Source organism: Fulverythrobacter fulvus (genome assembly GCF_037154085.1).
GTDB classification, from domain to species: Bacteria; Pseudomonadota; Alphaproteobacteria; order Sphingomonadales; family Sphingomonadaceae; genus Andeanibacterium; species Andeanibacterium fulvum.
Genome location: NZ_JBANRM010000001.1, coordinates 502307 through 520030 on the forward strand (window position 1 = coordinate 502307; position 17724 = coordinate 520030).

Consider the following 17724-nt stretch of genomic DNA (forward strand, 5'->3'; position numbering starts at 1 on the left):
AGCCCCGCGTACATCCGCGGCTGGCGTCAACGTGCGACGATGCTGCGTGCCACTGCCTCTGCCACCTTGATCCCGTCGATCGCGGCGGAGAGAATACCTCCGGCATAGCCTGCCCCCTCGCCCGCCGGGAACAGACGCTCGGTGTTGAGGCTCTGAAAATCCTTGCCGCGTGTTATCCGCAAGGGGGAAGACGTGCGTGTTTCCACACCGGTCATCACCACGTCCGGATCGTCATAGCGGGCAATCTGGCGGCCAAAGACCGGCAGTGCCTCGCGCATTGCCTCGATGGCAAAGGCCGGCAGACATTGGGACAGGTCGGTCATGGTCACGCCCGGCTTGTAGGAGGGCTGCACTTGTCCGAGCTCGGTCGAAGGCCGTCCGGCGAGGAAATCCCCCACCTTCTGCCCCGGGGCGGCGTAGGTCGAACCACCTGCTACGAAAGCCAGCGATTCCCATTGGCGCTGGAACTCGATCCCCGCCAATGGCCCACCCGGATAATCGCGTTCCGGGTCGATGCCGACGACAAGGCCGGAATTGGCATTGAATTCGGCGCGTGAATATTGGCTCATGCCATTGGTCACCACGCGCCCTTCCTCCGACGTGGCGGCAACGACGCGGCCTCCGGGGCACATGCAGAAGCTGTAGACCGAGCGGCCATTGGAACAATGATGCACCAGGCTGTAAGCCGCTGCGCCAAGATCGGGATGGCCTGCGCAATTGCCGTAACGTGCCCGGTCGATCCAGCTCTGCGGATGTTCGATCCGGACGCCGATCGAGAAGGGCTTGGCCTCCATATGAACGCCCTGGCGGTGGAGCATCTCGAAGGTCGGCCGAGCGCTGTGGCCAATGGCAAAGACGACATGGTCAGCCTCAAGGAAGCTGCCGTCCTGGAGATACAGGCCCCGCAACTGCCTGCGCCCGTCAGGCAGGCGATCCAGCTCAATATCGTCCACCCGCGTCTGCCAGCGATATTCGCCGCCCAGTTCCTCGATGGTGCGACGGATGCTCTCCACCATGGTGACAAGGCGGAAGGTGCCGATATGCGGGTGCGCTTCCCACAAAATGTCGTCAGGCGCGCCGGCGCGGACGAATTCCTCCAGCACCTTGCGGCCGAGAAAGCGCGGGTCCTTGACCCGGCAATAGAGCTTGCCATCCGAGAAGGTGCCAGCGCCCCCTTCCCCGAACTGGACGTTGGAATCCGGGTTGAATTCTGAACGCCGCCACAGGCCCCATGTGTCCTTGGTCCGCTGGCGCACAACTTTGCCGCGGTCGAGGATGATCGGGCGGAACCCCATCTGCGCGAGGATCAGGCCCGCAAACAGCCCGCAAGGCCCGGCGCCGATGACGACAGGCCTCTTGCCCGACCAGCCTTCCGGGGCAGTGACGGGCGGGCGATAGGTCATGTCCGGCGTCGGGCGGACATCCTTGTCGCCTGCCAGGCGTTCCAGCACCTCGCCCTCGTCCGCGAGGGCCACATCGACGGTGTAGACCAGCAGGATGGCGTTACGCCGCCGCGCATCGTTGCCGCGGCGAAAGATAGTGAATTCGCGCAAATCCTCGCGCGCGACACCAAGGCGATCGCAGATGGCCGCAGGCAGAGCCTCAGGCTCGTGATCGAGCGGCAGGGTCAGTCCGGAAAGGCGCAGCATCAGTGCTTTTTCGCGATGTTCAGTCCATCGGCCTTGGCGCGGGCCTTCACCGATTCCTCGCTGCGGGTCAGCGCCTTGGCGATGGCCTTCAGCGCCATGCCCTTCTTGGCCAGAGTGTGCAGTTTCTGGATCTCTTCCGAGGTCCAGGGTTGCTTGTGCCGCTCAAATCGTTCCGCCATGCCGCGCCCTTAGCGCATCCGCCCGCAACCGGCGAGTGCTTCGTCCAGAACTGCTCAGCGCAGGTAGTCGCGCCGGAAATCGGCGGCGAAGGCTGCAAAGCGCCCCTGCCCGATCGCATCGCGCATCGCCTGCATCAACTGCTGGTAGAAAGAGAGGTTGTGCTCCGTCATCAGCATGGCGCCCAGAATCTCGCCTGCCTTGATCAGGTGGTGGAGATAGGCGCGGCTATAGGTGGCGCAAGTGGGGCAAGTGCAACGCTCGTCCAGCGGACCGGTATCCTCGGCATATTTGGCGTTGCGCAGGTTGAGCGGGCCGGTCCAGGTGAAGGCCTGCCCGTTGCGGCCGGAGCGGGTGGGCAACACGCAATCGAACATATCCACGCCGCGCTCCACCGCACCGACCAGATCGTCAGGCTTGCCGACACCCATGAGATAGCGCGGACGGTCTGCCGGAAGCTGGCCCGGTGCGAAATCGAGCGTGGCGAACATCGCCTCCTGCCCTTCGCCCACTGCAAGGCCGCCGATGGCATAACCGTCGAAGCCGATCTCCGCCAATGCCTCGGCACTGTGGCGGCGCAGGCCCTCGTCCAGCGCGCCCTGCTGGATGCCGAACAAGGCCGATCGGGCAGCGTGTTCCTCGCCGCTGTCGAACCCATCCCGGCTGCGCTTCGCCCAGCGCATCGACATTTCCATGCTGCGGGCGATCACGTCGCGGGGCTGATCGGCCCGAGGGCATTCGTCGAAGGCCATCACGATGTCGGACCCGAGCAGGCGCTGGATCTCCATCGAGCGTTCGGGAGTGAGCATGTGCTTCGAACCGTCAAGATGGCTACGAAAGCTAACGCCTTCCTCGGTGATCTTGCGCAGGTCCGAAAGGCTCATCACCTGATAGCCGCCACTGTCGGTCAGGATCGGGCGATGCCAGTTCATGAACTTGTGCAGCCCGCCCAGCTTGGCAACGCGCTCGGCGGAGGGGCGCAGCATCAGGTGATAGGTATTGCCCAGGATGATATCCGCGCCGGTCTTGCGCACATCCTCTGGCTTCATGGCCTTGACGGTGGCAGCCGTGCCCACTGGCATGAAGGCCGGGGTGCGGATTTCGCCGCGCAGCATGTCGATCCGGCCGGTGCGCGCCTTGCCGTCGATCGCATCGATAGTGAAAGAAAAACGGGTCATCGATCCCCCTTGCCGCCGCCCTCGCCCGGAGTCGAGAGGGTGAGGCCGCGTGGATGGTCCGGGCCCGCAATGGCGGGGCCGATGTGTCACCCTTTCGGGCAGGAAAATGCCCTGTTTCGTGTATGGCGTGTCATGCTTGCGAGGCGCGAATTCGCGCCGCTTTTCGGAGCCGCGCGCTGGCCGAAGTGTCACCTTCCGTTTCGGGTTTTCGTGCAAGCCCGGCACGTCGCGGCCGACCGAAGGGGCGCAAGCTTCAGATGTAGGAGACGAGGCGAAGGCGGGGCGTTTCATCGCGCAGGATAAACACCATCCTTATACGTGTAGGAAAGTGATTTCCCTGCCGGTAGGAGTCAGAAACCGTAGAGCAGTGTGAAGCGCGAAAGCGTGTCCGTGCTGACGGAATCCTGTGGCGGATTGCTGTTATAATCGAGATCGAAAGACAGGCGCGTCGAAAGGCGCCTGCTGATCTTCGCCTCGAGCCCGGTGACGAGATTGACGCTGGTATTGGCTGAATCGACAATCACCGTCGCTTCGCTGCCCGTCTCCGCCACCATATTGGTATCCTGCGTCAACTTCAGCCGGTCAGTAATCTTCCAGTCGAAATTCATACCCGCCAGCACGGCCAGGCGGCTTTCGCCACTGCCGTCGAGATAGTCGGTACGGCGGAAGGCCGGGCCGAGCTTGGTGGCAAGGGTAATGCCGTTCCCATTCAGCACGGTGTAGCCGAGCCCGCCGGATGCGGCGTAACGGCCCGCAAAGCCCTGGAACCGGTCCTGCTCATATTGGGCGAGGCCATAGGCGAACAGGCCATCGTCGATCTGGTAGCGCGGCTCATAAGAGAGGAAATACCGTTCCCGCGTAGTGGCTCCATTGGAGCGTTGGTAATCCAACGTCGCGCGCAGCCGATGGCTCCAGTCGATCCCCTTGCGCTTGAGTTCGACACCAAGGGACGCACCGGCATTATCGCTGTTGCCCGAAGCAAAGGATGCCCCCACTTCCCCGCTGCCCGACCAGTTCTGAAGCAATCCGGCCGAGCGAAGCCTAGCCTCTTCCTTGGCCGCGGAGGCCTTGGCCAGTTCCTGTTGCTTAGCGGCAAAGGAAGCCTCCATGGCCTCGAGCTGGGCCGTGTCGCCAGGATTGGTCGCCTTGGCGATCTCCACCACGGTCTTCACCTTGGCCGGATCGCCCGTGGCAATGGCAGCCTCCACCATCTCGCGCACCGGCTGCGGCAATTCCGCCATGGCGGGGGCAGCCATCATGGCGCAGGGTGCCGCAAGCACGCAAAGGATTCGGGCCGGATGTCTCACGATATTAGAGACATAACCGGTCAATCTCGCAGGCGCCACCCGGTGCGATAGATGATTGCGATGGTTCCTATGCAAATTGCGAGGAACGCCATCGTCATGCTCAACGAGAGCCAGATTCCCACATCCGACTGGCCCGTAAAGGTCCAGCGCAGGCCGTTCACCAGATAGACGATCGGATTGACCAGAGCGATGGTGCGCCACGGCTCGCCGAGCATATCGATCGAATAGAAGGTCCCGCCCAGGAAGGTCAGCGGGGTGAGGAACAGTACCGGCACGATCTGCAGCCGCTCCCACCCGTCCGCCCAGATGCCAAGGATGAACCCGAAGAGCGAGAAGGAAGCGGAAATCAGCAGGATATAGCCCAGCGCGAAGACCGGATGGGCGATCTGGTAATCCACAAACACTGTCGCAGTGACGAGGATGATCGTCGCCAGGATGAGCGACTTGACTGCCGCAGCGCCGACGAAGCCGATCAGCGTTTCGACGAAGCCGACCGGCGCGGACAGCAGTTCGTAGATCGCACCGGTGAAACGCGGCATGTAGATGCCGAAGCTGGCGTTGTTGGTGCTCTCGCTCAACAGTGTGAGCATCAGCAGGCCCGGCACGATGAACGCGCCATAGGATACCCCGTTCACCTCGTTGATCTGCGATCCGATCGCGGCGCCGAAGACGATGAAATAGAGCGAAGTTGTCAGCACGGGCGAAAAGATCGAGCCAATCCAGGTGCGGAAGGCGCGCATCAATTCATTGTTGAAGATCGCCCAGGCCCCGCGCCAGTTGAGGATGGGGGCGCTGCCCTGATGCGCGCTCATTATGCAATCCCTTCCGGCTTGCGATCCACCAGATCGACGAAAATGTCCTCCAGCGAGGATTCATGGATATCGAGCGCAGTATAGACGATCCCCTGCGCCACCAGCGCACGGGTAAGGTCGGCCACTTCGCGCTTGCCTTCCCCGGTGCCGTCACCCCCACGATAGATCACTGCCTTGCGATCTTCGGAAAGGTGCAGCGGGAAACCGACCAGTGCCGAGGGAATCTCCGCCAGCGGCTCGTCCAGGCTGAATACCGCTTCGGTACGGCCCATGCGTGCCATCAGGGTGGACTTGTCCTCCACCAGCAGGATGCGCCCCTTGTTGATGACGCCCACCCGGTCAGCCATTTCCTCGGCCTCCTCGATATAGTGGGTGGTGAGGATGATGGTCGTGCCCCGTTCGCGCAGGGCGCCGATCTGTTTCCACATGTCGCGGCGCAGTTCGACATCGACGCCGGCCGTGGGCTCGTCGAGAAACAGCAGGTCGGGATCGTGGGCGAGCGCCTTGGCGATCAGCACCCGGCGCTTCATCCCGCCCGACAGCGCGCGGATCTGCGCATCGCGCTTGTCCCACAGGCTGAGCGAGCGCAGCACTTCCTCGATCCGGTCCGGATTGGGCGCCATGCCGAACAGCCCGCGCGAAAAGGCAACCGAGCGGCTGACCTTCTCGAACATGTCGGTCGCCAGTTCCTGCGGCACCAGCCCGATACGCGCCCGGGCCGCACGCCAGTTGCGCAACAGATCGGTGCCAAAAGCAGTAATGGTGCCGCCGGTGGGCCGCACGAGCCCGCAGACCGAGCCGATCAGTGTGGTCTTGCCCGCGCCGTTGGGCCCCAGAAGCGCGAAAATCTCGCCCCTGCGGATCTGAAGATCGACGCCGTCCAGCGCCTTGAGCCCACCCTTATAGGTCTTTGAAAGGCCCTGAATGTCGAGAATCGTATCAGTCACCCGCGGGAGATTGGCGTCTTGCGCCCGCATTGCAAGCACCCGGCGGAAAGAATGCAACGCAGTCGCAACCTCCACCCGATGCCGGGCAGACGGCCATCCGCAATAACCATTCGAATTACGGTGAAACGCGCGCCCGCTGAGCCGAAATTTGCATTGACTGACTGGCCGTTAATGCAAATTTTAATTGTCTGTAGAATTATTATGCACGCCCGACTGAAGGGTGCTGCTTGGGATCGGTGCTTGCTAAAGTTCAGGAACACTATTCTCGAGCAGATTGCCAAAGGCAGCCCGCTCAAGGAGATACTGGATCGGCTCTGCACCGGTGCCGAGGACTTCTTCGTATCAGGCCGCTGCTCCATCGTTTCGGTCGACCCGGCGGGCATGATCCATCCGCTTTCCGGCCCCAACATCCCCGATGCCTATATCAACGCACTCGACGGTTTGCTGATCGGCCCTGACGTGGGCTCCTGCGGCAGCGCGATGTATCATAACCGCTTCACCTGCGTGCACGATATCGAGACCGACCCCAAATGGGCAAGCTTCAGGCAGCTCGCCCTGCCGATCGGCCTGCACGCCTGCAGTTCCATGCCTGTGCGGGATGAAGCCGGTAAGGCCATCGGCGCCTTGGCGGTCTATTTTGAGGACAAGCACACGCCCAACCGGGCCGAACAACACGTGATGGAAATCTGCGCCGAACTGTGCGGCCTCGCGCTTGCCCGCCAGCAGCGCATCCTCGACCGCGAGCGCAGGGCAACTATCGATGGGCTAACCGGCCTGCCAAACCGTGCCGCCTTCGACGAGGCGCTGACTCAGTTGCGCTGCGAACTGCCCGGCTCCTGGGGGCTATTCATCGTCGATATCGACAATCTCAAGGTCACCAACGACACCTTCGGCCACGATGTGGGCGATGCCCTGCTGCGTGCGGCGGGGCAGCGCATTGCCGAGGCCATGGTGCCGGACAAGGTGTTCCGCACCGGCGGCGATGAATTCACTGTCATCATCCAGGGGCAGCATTTCCTGCAGGACCTCTACCGGACGGCCGAGACGCTGCTGACGGCCATTTCCGCCCCCGTCCAGCACGACAACCACACTTTCCTGCCGCGCGCCACGATCGGCGGGGCCGTACTCGCGCCCACTGACGTGATGCCCGGCACGGTACGGCGCAATGCTGACTTCGCGCTCTACCACGCCAAGGACACCATGCGCGGCGGCTTCGTGCGCTACTGGCCGGGGATCGGCACGCGCATGGCCTATCGCCGCGACGCGGTGCGCGATGTTATCAACGCGCTGGGCGATAACCGGATCGACGTGCGCTATCAGCCCATCGTCAGCCTTGCCACACGGGAGATCGTGGGTTTCGAGGCACTGAGCTGCATGAAAAACGCATCGGGCCGCGTGCTGCCTGCCTCGCTCTTTCAGGAAGCCTTCGCCGATGCCCGCGTTTCGGCGGAACTGACCACGCGTGTGCTCACGCTGGTGGCACAGGATATCCGCACCTGGCTCGACCTTGCCCTGCCCGTCCGCCATGTCGGGGTGAACGTGACCTCGGCCGATTTCTATTTCGGCAATCTCCATGAGAAGATCGACAGATCCTTCGGCGAGCATGGCATTCCCTTCGATCACCTGACGATCGAAGTTACGGAAGACGCCTATCTCGGTCAGCGCGACCAGGTGGTCGCCTCGGGCATTCGCGATCTGAGGATGCGCGGGATCAAGGTTGCCCTGGACGATTTCGGCACTGGCTTTGCCGCATTGACGCATCTGCTGACCGTGCCGATCGACATTCTCAAGGTCGACCAGTCCTTCGTGCGCAAGCTCTCGCCCGGCCATCCCAGTTCGGCCATCGTCAGGGGCATCCTCCAGATTGCCCGCGACCTGGGAATTGCGGCGGTTGCCGAAGGGGTCGAAACGCCCGAGCAGATCGACCTGCTTACCGAAATGGGCTGTGCCGATGCACAGGGTTACATCTTTTCCCGCCCGATCAGCCGCGGCAAGGCGACCGAAATGCTGCGCAGGCATGGCCAGGGCTCTGCCGGGAGCACTCCGCTCGACCTGCGCGAACACGAAGCGAAACCCGAGGTGCCCGTCACCCGCCGCGTTGCCTGAGGCGTCGCTGCCCTAGCCTTTCGGCAGCAACAGGCTGGAATCCCCATAGCTGTAGAAGCGATAGCCATGTGCAATCGCGTGAGCATAGACCGCCTGCATCTTCTCGAGCCCCATCAGCGCGCTGACCAGCATGAACAGGGTCGATTTCGGCAGGTGGAAATTGGTCATCAGCCCGTCGATCGCCTTGAAGCGATAGCCCGGCGTGATGAAGATCGCCGTATCGCCTTCGAACGGACGGATGACATCGTTATCCCCCGCAGCGCTTTCCAGCACGCGCAGCGACGTGGTGCCGACGGCGATGATCCGCCCGCCCGCTGCGCGCGCGGCGTTGAGACGGTCGGCGGTTTCCGCATCGATCCTGCCCCATTCGGCATGCATGCGATGCTCGTCCGTATCGTCGGCCTTCACTGGCAGGAAAGTGCCCGCGCCGACATGGAGGGTCAGTGTCTCGCGCTTCACACCCTTTTCGTCGAGTGCGGCGATCAGGCCGGGTGTGAAGTGCAAAGCCGCCGTTGGCGCGGCGACCGCACCGTCCTTTTCGGCGAACATCGTCTGGTAATCCTGCCGGTCCGCCTCATCCGTGGGGCGCTTGCCGGCGATATAGGGGGGCAGCGGCATCTGGCCGGCCCGTTCGAGAAGGACCTCCACCGGTTCCTCGCCTGTGAAATGCAGGGTCCAGCTGCCATCATCGTGCCGCTCTTCCGCCAGCGCGGTCACGCCGTTGGCGAATTCGATCACATCGCCCTGTATCAGCCGCTTGGCGTTGCGGATGAAGGCCTGCCATCGCCGCAGGTCCAGGCGCTTGTGCAGCGTCGCGCCAATCTTCGCCTCGCCGCGCCGCCCTTCGAGCTGGGCGGGAATGACGCGCGTATCGTTGAACACCAGCACGTCGCCCGCGCGCAGCAGGCCCGGCAGATCGGAGACGATCCGATCCTCCAGCGGGGCGTCGCCCTTCGCCAACAGCAGACGCGCGGAATCGCGCGGCCGCGCCGGACGCAAGGCAATCAGTTCGGGCGGAAGCTCGAAATCGAACAGGTCAACACGCATGGCGCGCGTCTAGAGCCTGTCTTGCCGGGTTGGAAGCGCCTTACTGGCCCTCTGGCGAGTCCGACGCAGCAGACGAGGCCGCATTCAGCATATCGGCCGTGATCATCACCTCCTGCGCGGGCGGAGCGATAACGGGCGGGGCCTTATTGTCCGACCCGATGGAAGCCTGCACGATCCGGGTGGGATTCGCGGGCGGCTCGCCACGCTGGATCGCATCCACTGCATCCATACCGCCGATCACGCGGCCGAAATTGGTGTATTTCCGGTCCAGACCCAGGCGCGGATAGAATACGATGAAGAACTGGCTGTTGGCGCTGTCCTCGCCCTGCGCACGCGCCATGGAAACGGTGCCGCGCACATGCGGCATCGGATTGAATTCCTGCTTCAGGTCCGGCAGTTCCGACCCGCCCTGGCCTGTGCCGGTCGGATCGCCCGTCTGCGCCATGAAGCCATCGATCACGCGGTGGAAGATGATCCCGTCATAAAAGCCCTGACGGGTCAGCGTCTTGATCCGCTCGATATGTTCGGGCGCCCAGCTGGGCATCAGGCGGATAGTGACGCGCTTGCCGTTCGACAGGTCGAGATAGAGAATATTCTCCAGATCTTCCTGCGGGTTGTAGTTCACCGGCATAAACAGGCGCGGAGCCGGTGCGGCCTCGGCGGCAGCTTCTTCAGCCGCAACGAAGGATGGCGTACCGGCAAGGGCGATGGCGAGCGCCGCGGCAGTCAGGCGTTTGATCATGGAAGCTTACTGTTCTCTCGGAGCACTCTCTTCCCGCGCGGTGTAGCGGCGAAGGACTGTCGGTTCAATGAACGATGGTGCCTGCACTCAATTGGGTCAAAAGTCACCCCTCCGGCCCAGTTCCTCCACGCGGGCGACAACCTCGGCACAAACTGCCGGGCTGACGAAGCGCGAAATATCGCCGCCAAACAGGGCGATTTCCTTCACGAGGCGCGAAGCGATGGGTTGCAGGCTGACATCGGCCATCAGGAACAGCGTCTCGATATTCGGATTGAGCTGCTGGTTCATGCCGGCCATCTGGAACTCATATTCAAAGTCCGCCACGGCGCGCAGGCCGCGAATGATGACGGCAGCATTCTGACTTTCCGCGAATTTCATCAGCAGTGCATTGAAACCCACCACCTCGACATTGCCCAGCCCCAGTGCCTCGACCTCACGCCGGACCATCGCCATGCGCTCATCGGGTGAGAACATCGGGTCTTTCGCCAGATTGGTAGTTACGCCGATAATCAGCCGGTCGACCAGCTTGGCCCCGCGCCGGATGATATCGGTATGACCCAGCGTGATCGGGTCAAACGTACCCGGATAGATGCCTATGCGCTGGGCCATTCAACGGTCCCTCTCGACAATGAACCGCGCGATGGCGCGCAGCAGATCCGCTTCCTTGCCGTGCGCGGCGAGGTGACCGATGGCCTGATCGACCAGCGCATGGGCCTGATCGCGCGCACGTTCCGGGCCGAGCAGCGAGACGAAGGTCTGCTTGCCCTGTGCGTCGTCCTTGCGTAGCGCCTTGCCGGCCTTTTCAGGATCTCCTTCGTGGTCGAGCAGATCGTCCACAATCTGGAAGGCAAGGCCGATATCGCGTGCATAGTTGCGTAGATGCGCCCTGCCCTCATGCGGCACCCGGCCGAGAATCGCGCCCATTTCCACGGCCGCCCCCAGAAGGGCGCCGGTCTTGAGCTGCTGCAGCCGGGTAATCGTGTGGAGGTCGAACGTCTCTGTCTCGGCCGCCATGTCCATCATCTGGCCGCCTGCCATCCCGTCATGTCCGCTGGCCCGCGCGAGCGTGACCACCAGTTCGGCCCGCATGAAGGGATCGCCGCTCATGCGCGGATCGGACAGAATTTCGAAAGCGAGCGCGTGGAGCGAATCTCCGGCCAGCACTGCTGTCGCATCGTCGAACGCCTTGTGGACAGTCGGCTTGCCATGGCGCAGATCGTCATTGTCCATGCAGGGCAGATCGTCGTGGATCAGCGAATAGACATGGATCGCCTCTATCGCGGCCCCGGCTCGCACGGCCTGTGCCCGGTCCACTCCGTAAAGGTCAGCGGTTGCCGCCACCAGCAGCGGGCGCAGGCGCTTGCCACCCCCGATCGTGGCGTAGCGCATCGCTTCCACCAGACGCCGCCGCGCGTCTTCAGGCAACGGCAGCAATTCATCGAACGCCCTGTCGATATCGATAGCGATCCGCTCAAGCCCGCGCGCGAGCACGCTGTCCGACACGCCGGTAATCGCCATGGCTCAGGCGCCCCCGTCGGGATCGAGCGGCACGGTGCCCGATGGCATGCCGTCCGGCCCGGCTACGATCTTCTCGATCCGGGCCTGCGCCGCATCGAGCCGGGCCTGGCAATGCATCCGCAACGCCTCCCCCCGCTCATAGAGCGTGATCGATTCGTCGAGCGGCACTTCGCCGCTTTCGAGCTTCCTCACGACCTCTTCCAGCGCGCGCAGCGCGTCTTCGAAGGTCATTCCCGCGATAGTGTCTGAGCTTTCCGCCATGTTGGCCGAGCAATGACGGGGACAAGCCGCACGGTCAAGCGCGCCAAGTGGCTTGAAGGGCTGGCGCAGCGCGATGGGCGGCGCTAAGGGCGGCTCCATGTCCCAGATCACTCCCGAAATCGTGGCCGAACACGGCCTGAGCAAAGACGAATATGCCATCATCCTCGACCGGCTGGGCCGCGAGCCCAATCTGGTGGAGCTTGGCATCTTCTCGGTCATGTGGTCGGAGCATTGCTCCTATAAATCCTCGCGCCTTCACCTGAAGAAGCTGCCGACGCAGGCCCCGTGGGTGATCTGCGGCCCCGGCGAGAATGCCGGCGTGATCGATATCGGCGAAGGGCCGGACGGCAAGGGCCAGGCCGCCATCTTCAAGATGGAGAGCCACAACCACCCCAGCTATATCGAACCCTATCAGGGCGCAGCCACGGGCGTTGGCGGCATTCTGCGCGACGTGTTCACCATGGGCGCCCGCCCGGTGGCGAACATGAATGCGCTGCGCTTCGGCCGCCCCGATCATCCCAAGATGAAGCACCTCGTCTCCGGCGTGGTTGCGGGGATCGGCGGCTACGGCAATTGCGTGGGCGTGCCCACTGTTGGCGGCGAAACCAATTTCCACCCGGCCTATGATGGCAATATCCTCGTCAATGCGATGACGGTGGGCGTGGCCGATACGGACAAGATCTTCTATTCCGCTGCCACCGGCCTTGGTAACCCCATCGTCTATGTCGGCTCGAAGACCGGGCGCGACGGCATCCATGGCGCGACCATGGCGAGCGCCGATTTCGGGGAGAATTCGGAAGAGAAGCGCCCCACCGTGCAGGTCGGCGATCCCTTCACCGAAAAGCTGCTGATCGAGGCCTGCCTTGAACTGATGGCGACCGACGCCATCGTCGCCATTCAGGACATGGGGGCTGCCGGCCTCACTTCCTCCTCGGTGGAAATGGCGAGCAAGGGTGGCGCGGGTATCCGGCTGAACATGAACAAGGTGCCTTGCCGTGAAGAGGGCATGACGCCTTATGAAATGATGCTGAGCGAAAGCCAGGAGCGCATGCTCATGGTCTTGAAGCCCGGCAAGGAACCCATGGCCGAAGCCATCTTCCGCAAGTGGGAACTCGATTTCGCCGTGATCGGCGAAGTGACCGATACCGGCCACATGGTGCTGGAATTCAACGGCGAAGTGGTGTGCGACATCCCGCTCGGCCCGCTGGCCGACGATGCTCCGGAATATGACCGCCCCTCCCTCAGCCGCGAAGAATATCAGGCCTGGGCCAAGCGCGGCGAAGTGGGCGATCTGCCTGCTTCGACCGATCTGGGCGCGGACCTCCTCAAGCTGATGGGCAGCGCCGATCTCGCCTCGCGCGCATGGATCTGGCAGCAATATGACAGCCAGGTCGGCGGCGATACCTTGCAGCTTTCGGGCGGCGACGCGGCAGTTGTGCGCGTGCACGGCACCAAGAAGGCACTGGCGATCAGCACCGATTGCACGCCGCGCTATTGCTATGCCGATCCTTATGAAGGCGGCAAGCAGGCGATTGCCGAAGCCTATCGCAATATCAGCGCGGTGGGCGGTACTCCGCTGGCCGTCACCAACTGCCTCAATTTCGCTAACCCGGAACGCCCGGAAATCATGGCGCAGTTCACCGGCTGCCTCGAAGGCATGGGCGATGCCTGCCGCGCGCTCGACTTCCCGATCGTGAGCGGCAACGTCTCGCTTTACAACGAATCCAAGGCCACTGGCGGTGGCAGCGCCATCCTGCCGACCCCGGCCATTGGCGGCGTCGGCCTGCTGGACGATTATTCGAAAATGGCCACGATCGCCTTCAAGAAGGAAGGCGACGCGATCTGGCTGATCGGCGGCGAGACCGGTCATCTCGGCCAGTCGCTGTGGCTGCGCGAGATGCACGGCCGCGAAGCCGGCGCTCCCCCGCCGGTCGATCTCGCTGCCGAGCGCAAGCATGGCGAGGAAGTGCGCGCGCTGGTCAAGGCTCAGGCCGTTACCGCCGTCCACGACATTTCGGATGGCGGCCTGCTGGTCGCGATCGCGGAAATGGCGCTGGCGGGAGGCTTTGGCGCCCAGCTTGATGTGGAACTCGATGCCGCCAAGGCCTTTGGCGAGGATCAGGGCCGTTATGTCGTGACCGCGCCTGCCGGTGTGGAAATCCCCGGCGCCCAGCGGCTCGGCACCGTGGGCGGCACCGGCGTGGCGGGCGTTGCGCTCGACGCGCTGCGCACAGCCAACGAGAGCTTCTTCAAGGACTGGATGGAAGGCTGACAGCCATTCCGGCGCAAAGCCGCGGGCAGCTATTCAGGCGGCCTGCGGCTTAAGCACCTGATAGGGGTCGATCCCTTCGTTTCGCCAGATGCGATGGCACTCGCGGTAGTAATGCGGCGGCGTGATGTTCAGCATAGCGCGCGCTTCTTCCAATTGCACAGGCAGCCAGTCCCGCACTGAGAGCTCAGCCACGCGCGGACAGGCTTTGCCCAGTCTTTGCGCTTCTCGCACCGCGCGATAGACCGGTGCCTGAGGCGCCCGCTTCGCGATTTCACGCGCACCGGCATAGGCGATCAGCAGATGGGCGGGCGCGGGCTGCTGGCTATAGGAAAAGGCCAGCACGCACTGCTCGCCCAGCGCGTCCCGGCCGTAGCCTGTGAGGACATGCAGCAGGTCATGCGTGTCACGCACACGGTTGAGATAGAGAGTGAACCGGTCGCGATAATCCGGCCGGTCGGCCATGAAGCGATCGAATTCATCGACCAGCCCCTGCGCGGACAGCCCTTCGCTTTCCATGAAGTCGCAATAGGCATGCGCAAGACTGCCCTTGGGCATTCGGCGCAAGGCTGCGTGATCGTCCAGCAGATCGACTAGCGAGGGTTCGACAGCCATCACTGCCCTGCCCTGCCCGCTGCCGAGAAACTTCCGTGCGGCAGCCGGCATGCCTTTCCAGGGCAAGGCTTCGAAAATACGAAAGACCTCGGACGTATCTTCCTTGTTCTTCACCAGCCTGCGGAAATGGTGCCACGCCTTGAGCGGGCGATAGCGCACTTTCGGGCGGCGCGGATCGAACAGCGGAAGCTCGGCAGGCGCAGCGAACGCCTCCGCGCGGAAAGGCCCGGCGTCATCGAATTCAGAGTCGAATTCAGGCGAATGTACCGCAGCGTTCATTCCACAAGAATGAGCACTACTTACATTGATGTCAATATCCGCCGCCGCCCAGAGACGCCAGGACGTTCACGCATAGCGCCAGAATGCCCAGATTGAACGCAAAGGCGAACAGGCCGTGAAAGGTGGCGATCTTGCGCATGCGACTGGAGCGGATGGCGATATCGGCGGTCTGACAGGTCATTCCGATGACAAAGGCGAAGTTCACGAAATCCGCAAAGGCCGGCTCGGCGTCCCCCGGGAAGTCAAGCCCCTTGTGATCGCCGCCCCCGGCCTGCGAGTAATAGAGACGCGCATAATGGAAGGCGTAGATCAAATTGGCGAAGCTCCAGCTTGCCACCAGCGTGAGCACGACCAGTATGACGCCGCCAGCCCCCAGATGGTCGGATTCAAGCTTCAGCGTCGCCAACGCGGTGAACACCGCGGCCGTGACGAGCGAGGTAAGCAGCAGGAGCAGTCCCTGCCCGGCATCGTCGCGCTGGGCCTGCAATCTGATCTGACGCGGTGCGCCGTCATGCCACAGCGGAATGCAGGTGAGGACGAAGCCGAAAACCGCGACGTCGAAAGTCGCCGCTACTGCCTCACCCGCACGCAATGTGGCAAAGAAGGGACCCGCGGCGAGCGCAAGCAGCAACAGGAAGAGCATGTATCGCGGATGAGGAATTCTCCGCCATCCGCTTAGTCTTTGTTCACCCATACGGGCGGGTTTAGCTTACCCACTCGCTTTCCGGAATGCCCAGCAGGTTGAGGATCGCGGTAAGGTCGCCCCGGTCGATCCAGCCATTCGCGGCCGCGCGAGCCTTGGGCTTGGCGCGATAGGCCACGCCATAAGTCGCAGCTTCCAACATGGGGATATCGTTCGCACCGTCGCCCGTGGCGAGCGAGACGGCATCCTCGCCCAGTTCGGCCATTTCTTCCAGCAGCACGGCCTTCTTCACCCCGCTATCGGTGATCCCGCCGACAAGCCCGCCGGTCAGCACGCCACCTTCAACCGCGAGGCGATTGGCGACCACGCGCTCGAAGCCCAGTTGTTCGGCCACAGGATCGGCAAACTGGTGGAAACCGCCGGTCACCAGCACAGTGCGACAACCCTTGCTCTTGAGCGTTTCGACCAGCACCCGTGCGCCGGGCATCGGCTCGATCCGCGTGTCGAGGCATTCGAAGATCGCGCCTTCGGAAAGATCGCGCAGCAGCATCACGCGCTCACGCAGGGCGCTTTCGAAATCGAGTTCGCCCTGCATCGCGCGTTCGGTGATGGCGGCGATCTGGTGCTTGATCCCGGCGAAATCGGCCAGCTCGTCGATACATTCGGCCTGGATCATGGTCGAATCCATGTCGGAGACGAACAGGTTGGGAATCCGGAAATCGGCTTCGGCAACGATCAGGTCGGAGGGGCTAAAATGCTCGTCCAGCACCGCACGCAGGGCCGCGTTATCACCCTCGGGCAGCGAAAGCTCCAGCGCGCCCCCGCAGAAATCCAGCATCTGCGCCATGGCAAGACGCATGCCTTCGCGCTCCAGCGCGACACTTGCCGCATCGAGACTTGCCGAAAGAGTGGCAGGGTCTGCTATCAGCCGGGCAATGAGCAAGGATCAGTCTCCGAATTCGGCCGGCCAACTACCGGCGCTGGCGCTCATTGCAGGGCCAACCGCCAGCGGCAAGAGCGATCTCGCCGTAAGGCTCGCCCTCGCCCTTGCAGAGCATGGCCGCAGGGGCGTGGTAGTGAATGCCGATGCCTCGCAGGTCTATGCCGATCTTTCGGTGCTGAGCGCCCGCCCATCGGCAGAAGAGATGCAGGGGGTGGAGCATCGCCTGTTCGGTGCGTGGGACGGTGCAACCGCCTGTTCCGCCGCCGATTGGGCCAGCACCGCCAAGCGGGAGATTGCGGAAATTCAGGCACGGGACGCCGTGCCGATCCTCGTCGGTGGCACCGGCCTCTATATCCGCACGTTGCTGGACGGGATCGCCCCGGTGCCGGAAATCGATCCCACCGTGCGGGAGGCCGTGCGCGCCCTGCCCGTGGCCGAAGCCTATGCGGCGCTCAGGATCGAGGACCCGGAACGGGCTGCCCGGCTCGATGCAGCCGATACTACGCGGATTTCCCGGGCACTTGAAGTGGTGCGCTCCACCGGCGAGCCCCTCGCATTCTGGCAGGCGCGGAGCGAAGGCGGGATCGCTGGCGCGGTCGATCTCCATGCCGCCGTGTTGCTCCCTCCGCGCGATGAGCTTTACCGCCGCTGCGATACCCGGTTCGCCCGGATGCTGGAAACCGGGGCAATGGACGAAGTTGCAACCCTGCTCGCCCGTGGATTGGACCCCGCCCTACCCGTCATGCGCGCAATCGGCGTGTCCGAAGTCGCCGCCTTTTTGCGCGGAGAATGGAGCCTCAAGGAGGCGCAAACAAAGGGCACTCAGGCGACACGAAATTACGTGAAGCGGCAATTTACATGGGCAAAGCACCAGTTTCCGGGCGATTGGCAAAGATTCACATCACACGATTTCCCCATTGAGAGATATTTTGAAAGATTATTACTCATTTAACCATTGACGCGTTATAAACGATCTCCTAGCTGCCACATCAAGTTTGGCTCACTGGGCCTTGCAAACGGATGGAGAGGCGACCCGGCGCAGCCCACTGCGCCGGGTCGGTTTTTTAGAATAGGGACTGGCCGACGCAGCCGACTGCGCCGGGTCGGTTTTTAGAATAGGACTGGCCGACGCAGCCAACCATGCCGGGTCGGTATTTAGTGAAGCCCCTGCCGCGAAACATCGCGCGGGGCACGTTCGAGGAGGGGTTCCGGATCAGTCCGGCACCCGAGG

Annotated in this window: 17 protein-coding genes; 3 read left to right on the forward strand and 14 right to left on the reverse strand. The window is 63.1% G+C overall.

Annotation, left to right across the window (positions count from 1 at the left end; genetic code table 11):
• Positions 1 to 26 precede the first annotated feature (26 nt).
• From WFP36_RS02335 to WFP36_RS02360, 6 genes are all read right to left on the reverse strand, one after another.
• The gene (locus tag WFP36_RS02335) at positions 27 to 1649 is read right to left on the reverse strand and encodes an NAD(P)/FAD-dependent oxidoreductase (protein WP_336977502.1); all 1623 of its coding nucleotides are present in this window, start codon (positions 1647 to 1649) and stop codon (positions 27 to 29) included.
• The gene (locus WFP36_RS02340) at positions 1649 to 1828 is read right to left on the reverse strand and encodes a hypothetical protein (protein ID WP_336977503.1); all 180 of its coding nucleotides are present in this window, start codon (positions 1826 to 1828) and stop codon (positions 1649 to 1651) included. The genes WFP36_RS02335 and WFP36_RS02340 overlap by 1 nt, the downstream gene beginning before the upstream one ends.
• A 54-nt stretch (positions 1829 to 1882) precedes the next feature.
• The gene (gene tgt / locus WFP36_RS02345) at positions 1883 to 3004 is read right to left on the reverse strand and encodes a tRNA guanosine(34) transglycosylase Tgt (protein WP_336977504.1); all 1122 of its coding nucleotides are present in this window, start codon (positions 3002 to 3004) and stop codon (positions 1883 to 1885) included.
• A gap of 350 nt (positions 3005 to 3354) precedes the next feature.
• On the reverse strand, positions 3355 to 4263 hold the full coding sequence (locus WFP36_RS02350; protein ID WP_336977506.1) for a DUF481 domain-containing protein: 909 nt from the start codon (positions 4261 to 4263) through the stop codon (positions 3355 to 3357).
• Between the two features lie 68 nt (positions 4264 to 4331).
• The gene (locus tag WFP36_RS02355) at positions 4332 to 5123 is read right to left on the reverse strand and encodes an ABC transporter permease (RefSeq protein ID WP_336977507.1); all 792 of its coding nucleotides are present in this window, start codon (positions 5121 to 5123) and stop codon (positions 4332 to 4334) included.
• A complete protein-coding gene (locus tag WFP36_RS02360; protein ID WP_336977508.1) occupies positions 5123 to 6070 on the reverse strand; it encodes an ABC transporter ATP-binding protein in 948 nt (315 codons plus the stop codon). The genes WFP36_RS02355 and WFP36_RS02360 overlap by 1 nt, the downstream gene beginning before the upstream one ends.
• A gap of 240 nt (positions 6071 to 6310) precedes the next feature.
• Here WFP36_RS02360 and WFP36_RS02365 point away from each other — a divergent pair, with 240 nt between their 5' ends.
• Entirely contained in the window at positions 6311 to 8176 is a 1866-nt protein-coding gene (locus tag WFP36_RS02365) for a bifunctional diguanylate cyclase/phosphodiesterase (protein ID WP_336977509.1), read from the forward strand.
• Positions 8177 to 8188: 12 nt separating this feature from the next.
• Here WFP36_RS02365 and queA read toward each other — a convergent pair whose 3' ends face one another.
• The 5 genes from queA to WFP36_RS02390 form a co-directional block, all read right to left on the reverse strand.
• Positions 8189 to 9223 (reverse strand): tRNA preQ1(34) S-adenosylmethionine ribosyltransferase-isomerase QueA, encoded by a 1035-nt coding sequence (gene queA, locus WFP36_RS02370; protein ID WP_336977510.1) that lies wholly within the window; start codon positions 9221 to 9223, stop codon positions 8189 to 8191.
• Between the two features lie 40 nt (positions 9224 to 9263).
• Complete coding sequence (locus WFP36_RS02375) at positions 9264 to 9965, reverse strand: peptidylprolyl isomerase (RefSeq protein ID WP_336977511.1); 702 nt, start codon at positions 9963 to 9965, stop codon at positions 9264 to 9266.
• Between the two features lie 96 nt (positions 9966 to 10061).
• The gene (gene coaD / locus WFP36_RS02380; RefSeq protein ID WP_336977512.1) at positions 10062 to 10574 is read right to left on the reverse strand and encodes a pantetheine-phosphate adenylyltransferase; all 513 of its coding nucleotides are present in this window, start codon (positions 10572 to 10574) and stop codon (positions 10062 to 10064) included.
• Positions 10575 to 11483, reverse strand: a complete 909-nt coding sequence (locus tag WFP36_RS02385; RefSeq protein ID WP_336977513.1) for a polyprenyl synthetase family protein — start codon at positions 11481 to 11483, stop codon at positions 10575 to 10577.
• A gap of 3 nt (positions 11484 to 11486) precedes the next feature.
• Positions 11487 to 11744 carry an exodeoxyribonuclease VII small subunit gene (locus tag WFP36_RS02390; RefSeq protein WP_336977515.1) on the reverse strand — a complete coding sequence of 86 codons (258 nt, stop codon included), beginning with the start codon at positions 11742 to 11744 and terminating at the stop codon, positions 11487 to 11489.
• Positions 11745 to 11841: 97 nt separating this feature from the next.
• Here WFP36_RS02390 and purL point away from each other — a divergent pair, with 97 nt between their 5' ends.
• Positions 11842 to 14016: a phosphoribosylformylglycinamidine synthase subunit PurL gene (gene purL / locus WFP36_RS02395; RefSeq protein WP_336977517.1), complete on the forward strand. Its 2175-nt coding sequence runs from the start codon at positions 11842 to 11844 to the stop codon at positions 14014 to 14016.
• A 33-nt stretch (positions 14017 to 14049) separates the two neighbouring features.
• Here the strand turns inward: purL and WFP36_RS02400 are convergent, their stop codons facing one another.
• From WFP36_RS02400 to serB, 3 genes are all read right to left on the reverse strand, one after another.
• The gene (locus tag WFP36_RS02400) at positions 14050 to 14907 is read right to left on the reverse strand and encodes a Coq4 family protein (protein ID WP_336977518.1); all 858 of its coding nucleotides are present in this window, start codon (positions 14905 to 14907) and stop codon (positions 14050 to 14052) included.
• Positions 14908 to 14938: 31 nt separating this feature from the next.
• The gene (locus WFP36_RS02405) at positions 14939 to 15550 is read right to left on the reverse strand and encodes a DUF1345 domain-containing protein (protein ID WP_336977520.1); all 612 of its coding nucleotides are present in this window, start codon (positions 15548 to 15550) and stop codon (positions 14939 to 14941) included.
• Positions 15551 to 15611: 61 nt separating this feature from the next.
• Complete coding sequence (gene serB / locus WFP36_RS02410) at positions 15612 to 16493, reverse strand: phosphoserine phosphatase SerB (protein WP_336977522.1); 882 nt, start codon at positions 16491 to 16493, stop codon at positions 15612 to 15614.
• On the opposite strand from serB, the gene miaA reads away from it, so the two are divergent.
• Positions 16486 to 17445, forward strand: a complete 960-nt coding sequence (miaA, locus tag WFP36_RS02415) for a tRNA (adenosine(37)-N6)-dimethylallyltransferase MiaA (RefSeq protein WP_336977524.1) — start codon at positions 16486 to 16488, stop codon at positions 17443 to 17445. The two genes, serB and miaA, sit on opposite strands and share 8 nt — an antisense overlap.
• The last annotated feature ends 279 nt before the right edge of the window (positions 17446 to 17724 follow it).

What these genes read in the sequence shown, in the direction of transcription:
- WFP36_RS02335 (WP_336977502.1), bottom strand. Translation starts at nt 1,649, where the DNA reads ATGCTGCGCCTTTCCGGACTGACCCTGCCGCTCGATCACGAGCCTGAG.
- WFP36_RS02340 (WP_336977503.1), bottom strand. Translation starts at nt 1,828, where the DNA reads ATGGCGGAACGATTTGAGCGGCACAAGCAACCCTGGACCTCGGAAGAG.
- tgt (WP_336977504.1), bottom strand. Translation starts at nt 3,004, where the DNA reads ATGACCCGTTTTTCTTTCACTATCGATGCGATCGACGGCAAGGCGCGC.
- WFP36_RS02350 (WP_336977506.1), bottom strand. Translation starts at nt 4,263, where the DNA reads ATGATGGCTGCCCCCGCCATGGCGGAATTGCCGCAGCCGGTGCGCGAG.
- WFP36_RS02355 (WP_336977507.1), bottom strand. Translation starts at nt 5,123, where the DNA reads ATGAGCGCGCATCAGGGCAGCGCCCCCATCCTCAACTGGCGCGGGGCC.
- queA (WP_336977510.1), bottom strand. Translation starts at nt 9,223, where the DNA reads ATGCGTGTTGACCTGTTCGATTTCGAGCTTCCGCCCGAACTGATTGCC.
- WFP36_RS02375 (WP_336977511.1), bottom strand. Translation starts at nt 9,965, where the DNA reads ATGATCAAACGCCTGACTGCCGCGGCGCTCGCCATCGCCCTTGCCGGT.
- coaD (WP_336977512.1), bottom strand. Translation starts at nt 10,574, where the DNA reads ATGGCCCAGCGCATAGGCATCTATCCGGGTACGTTTGACCCGATCACG.
- WFP36_RS02385 (WP_336977513.1), bottom strand. Translation starts at nt 11,483, where the DNA reads ATGGCGATTACCGGCGTGTCGGACAGCGTGCTCGCGCGCGGGCTTGAG.
- WFP36_RS02390 (WP_336977515.1), bottom strand. Translation starts at nt 11,744, where the DNA reads ATGGCGGAAAGCTCAGACACTATCGCGGGAATGACCTTCGAAGACGCG.
- purL (WP_336977517.1), top strand. Translation starts at nt 11,842, where the DNA reads ATGTCCCAGATCACTCCCGAAATCGTGGCCGAACACGGCCTGAGCAAA.
- WFP36_RS02400 (WP_336977518.1), bottom strand. Translation starts at nt 14,907, where the DNA reads ATGAACGCTGCGGTACATTCGCCTGAATTCGACTCTGAATTCGATGAC.
- WFP36_RS02405 (WP_336977520.1), bottom strand. Translation starts at nt 15,550, where the DNA reads ATGCTCTTCCTGTTGCTGCTTGCGCTCGCCGCGGGTCCCTTCTTTGCC.
- miaA (WP_336977524.1), top strand. Translation starts at nt 16,486, where the DNA reads ATGAGCAAGGATCAGTCTCCGAATTCGGCCGGCCAACTACCGGCGCTG.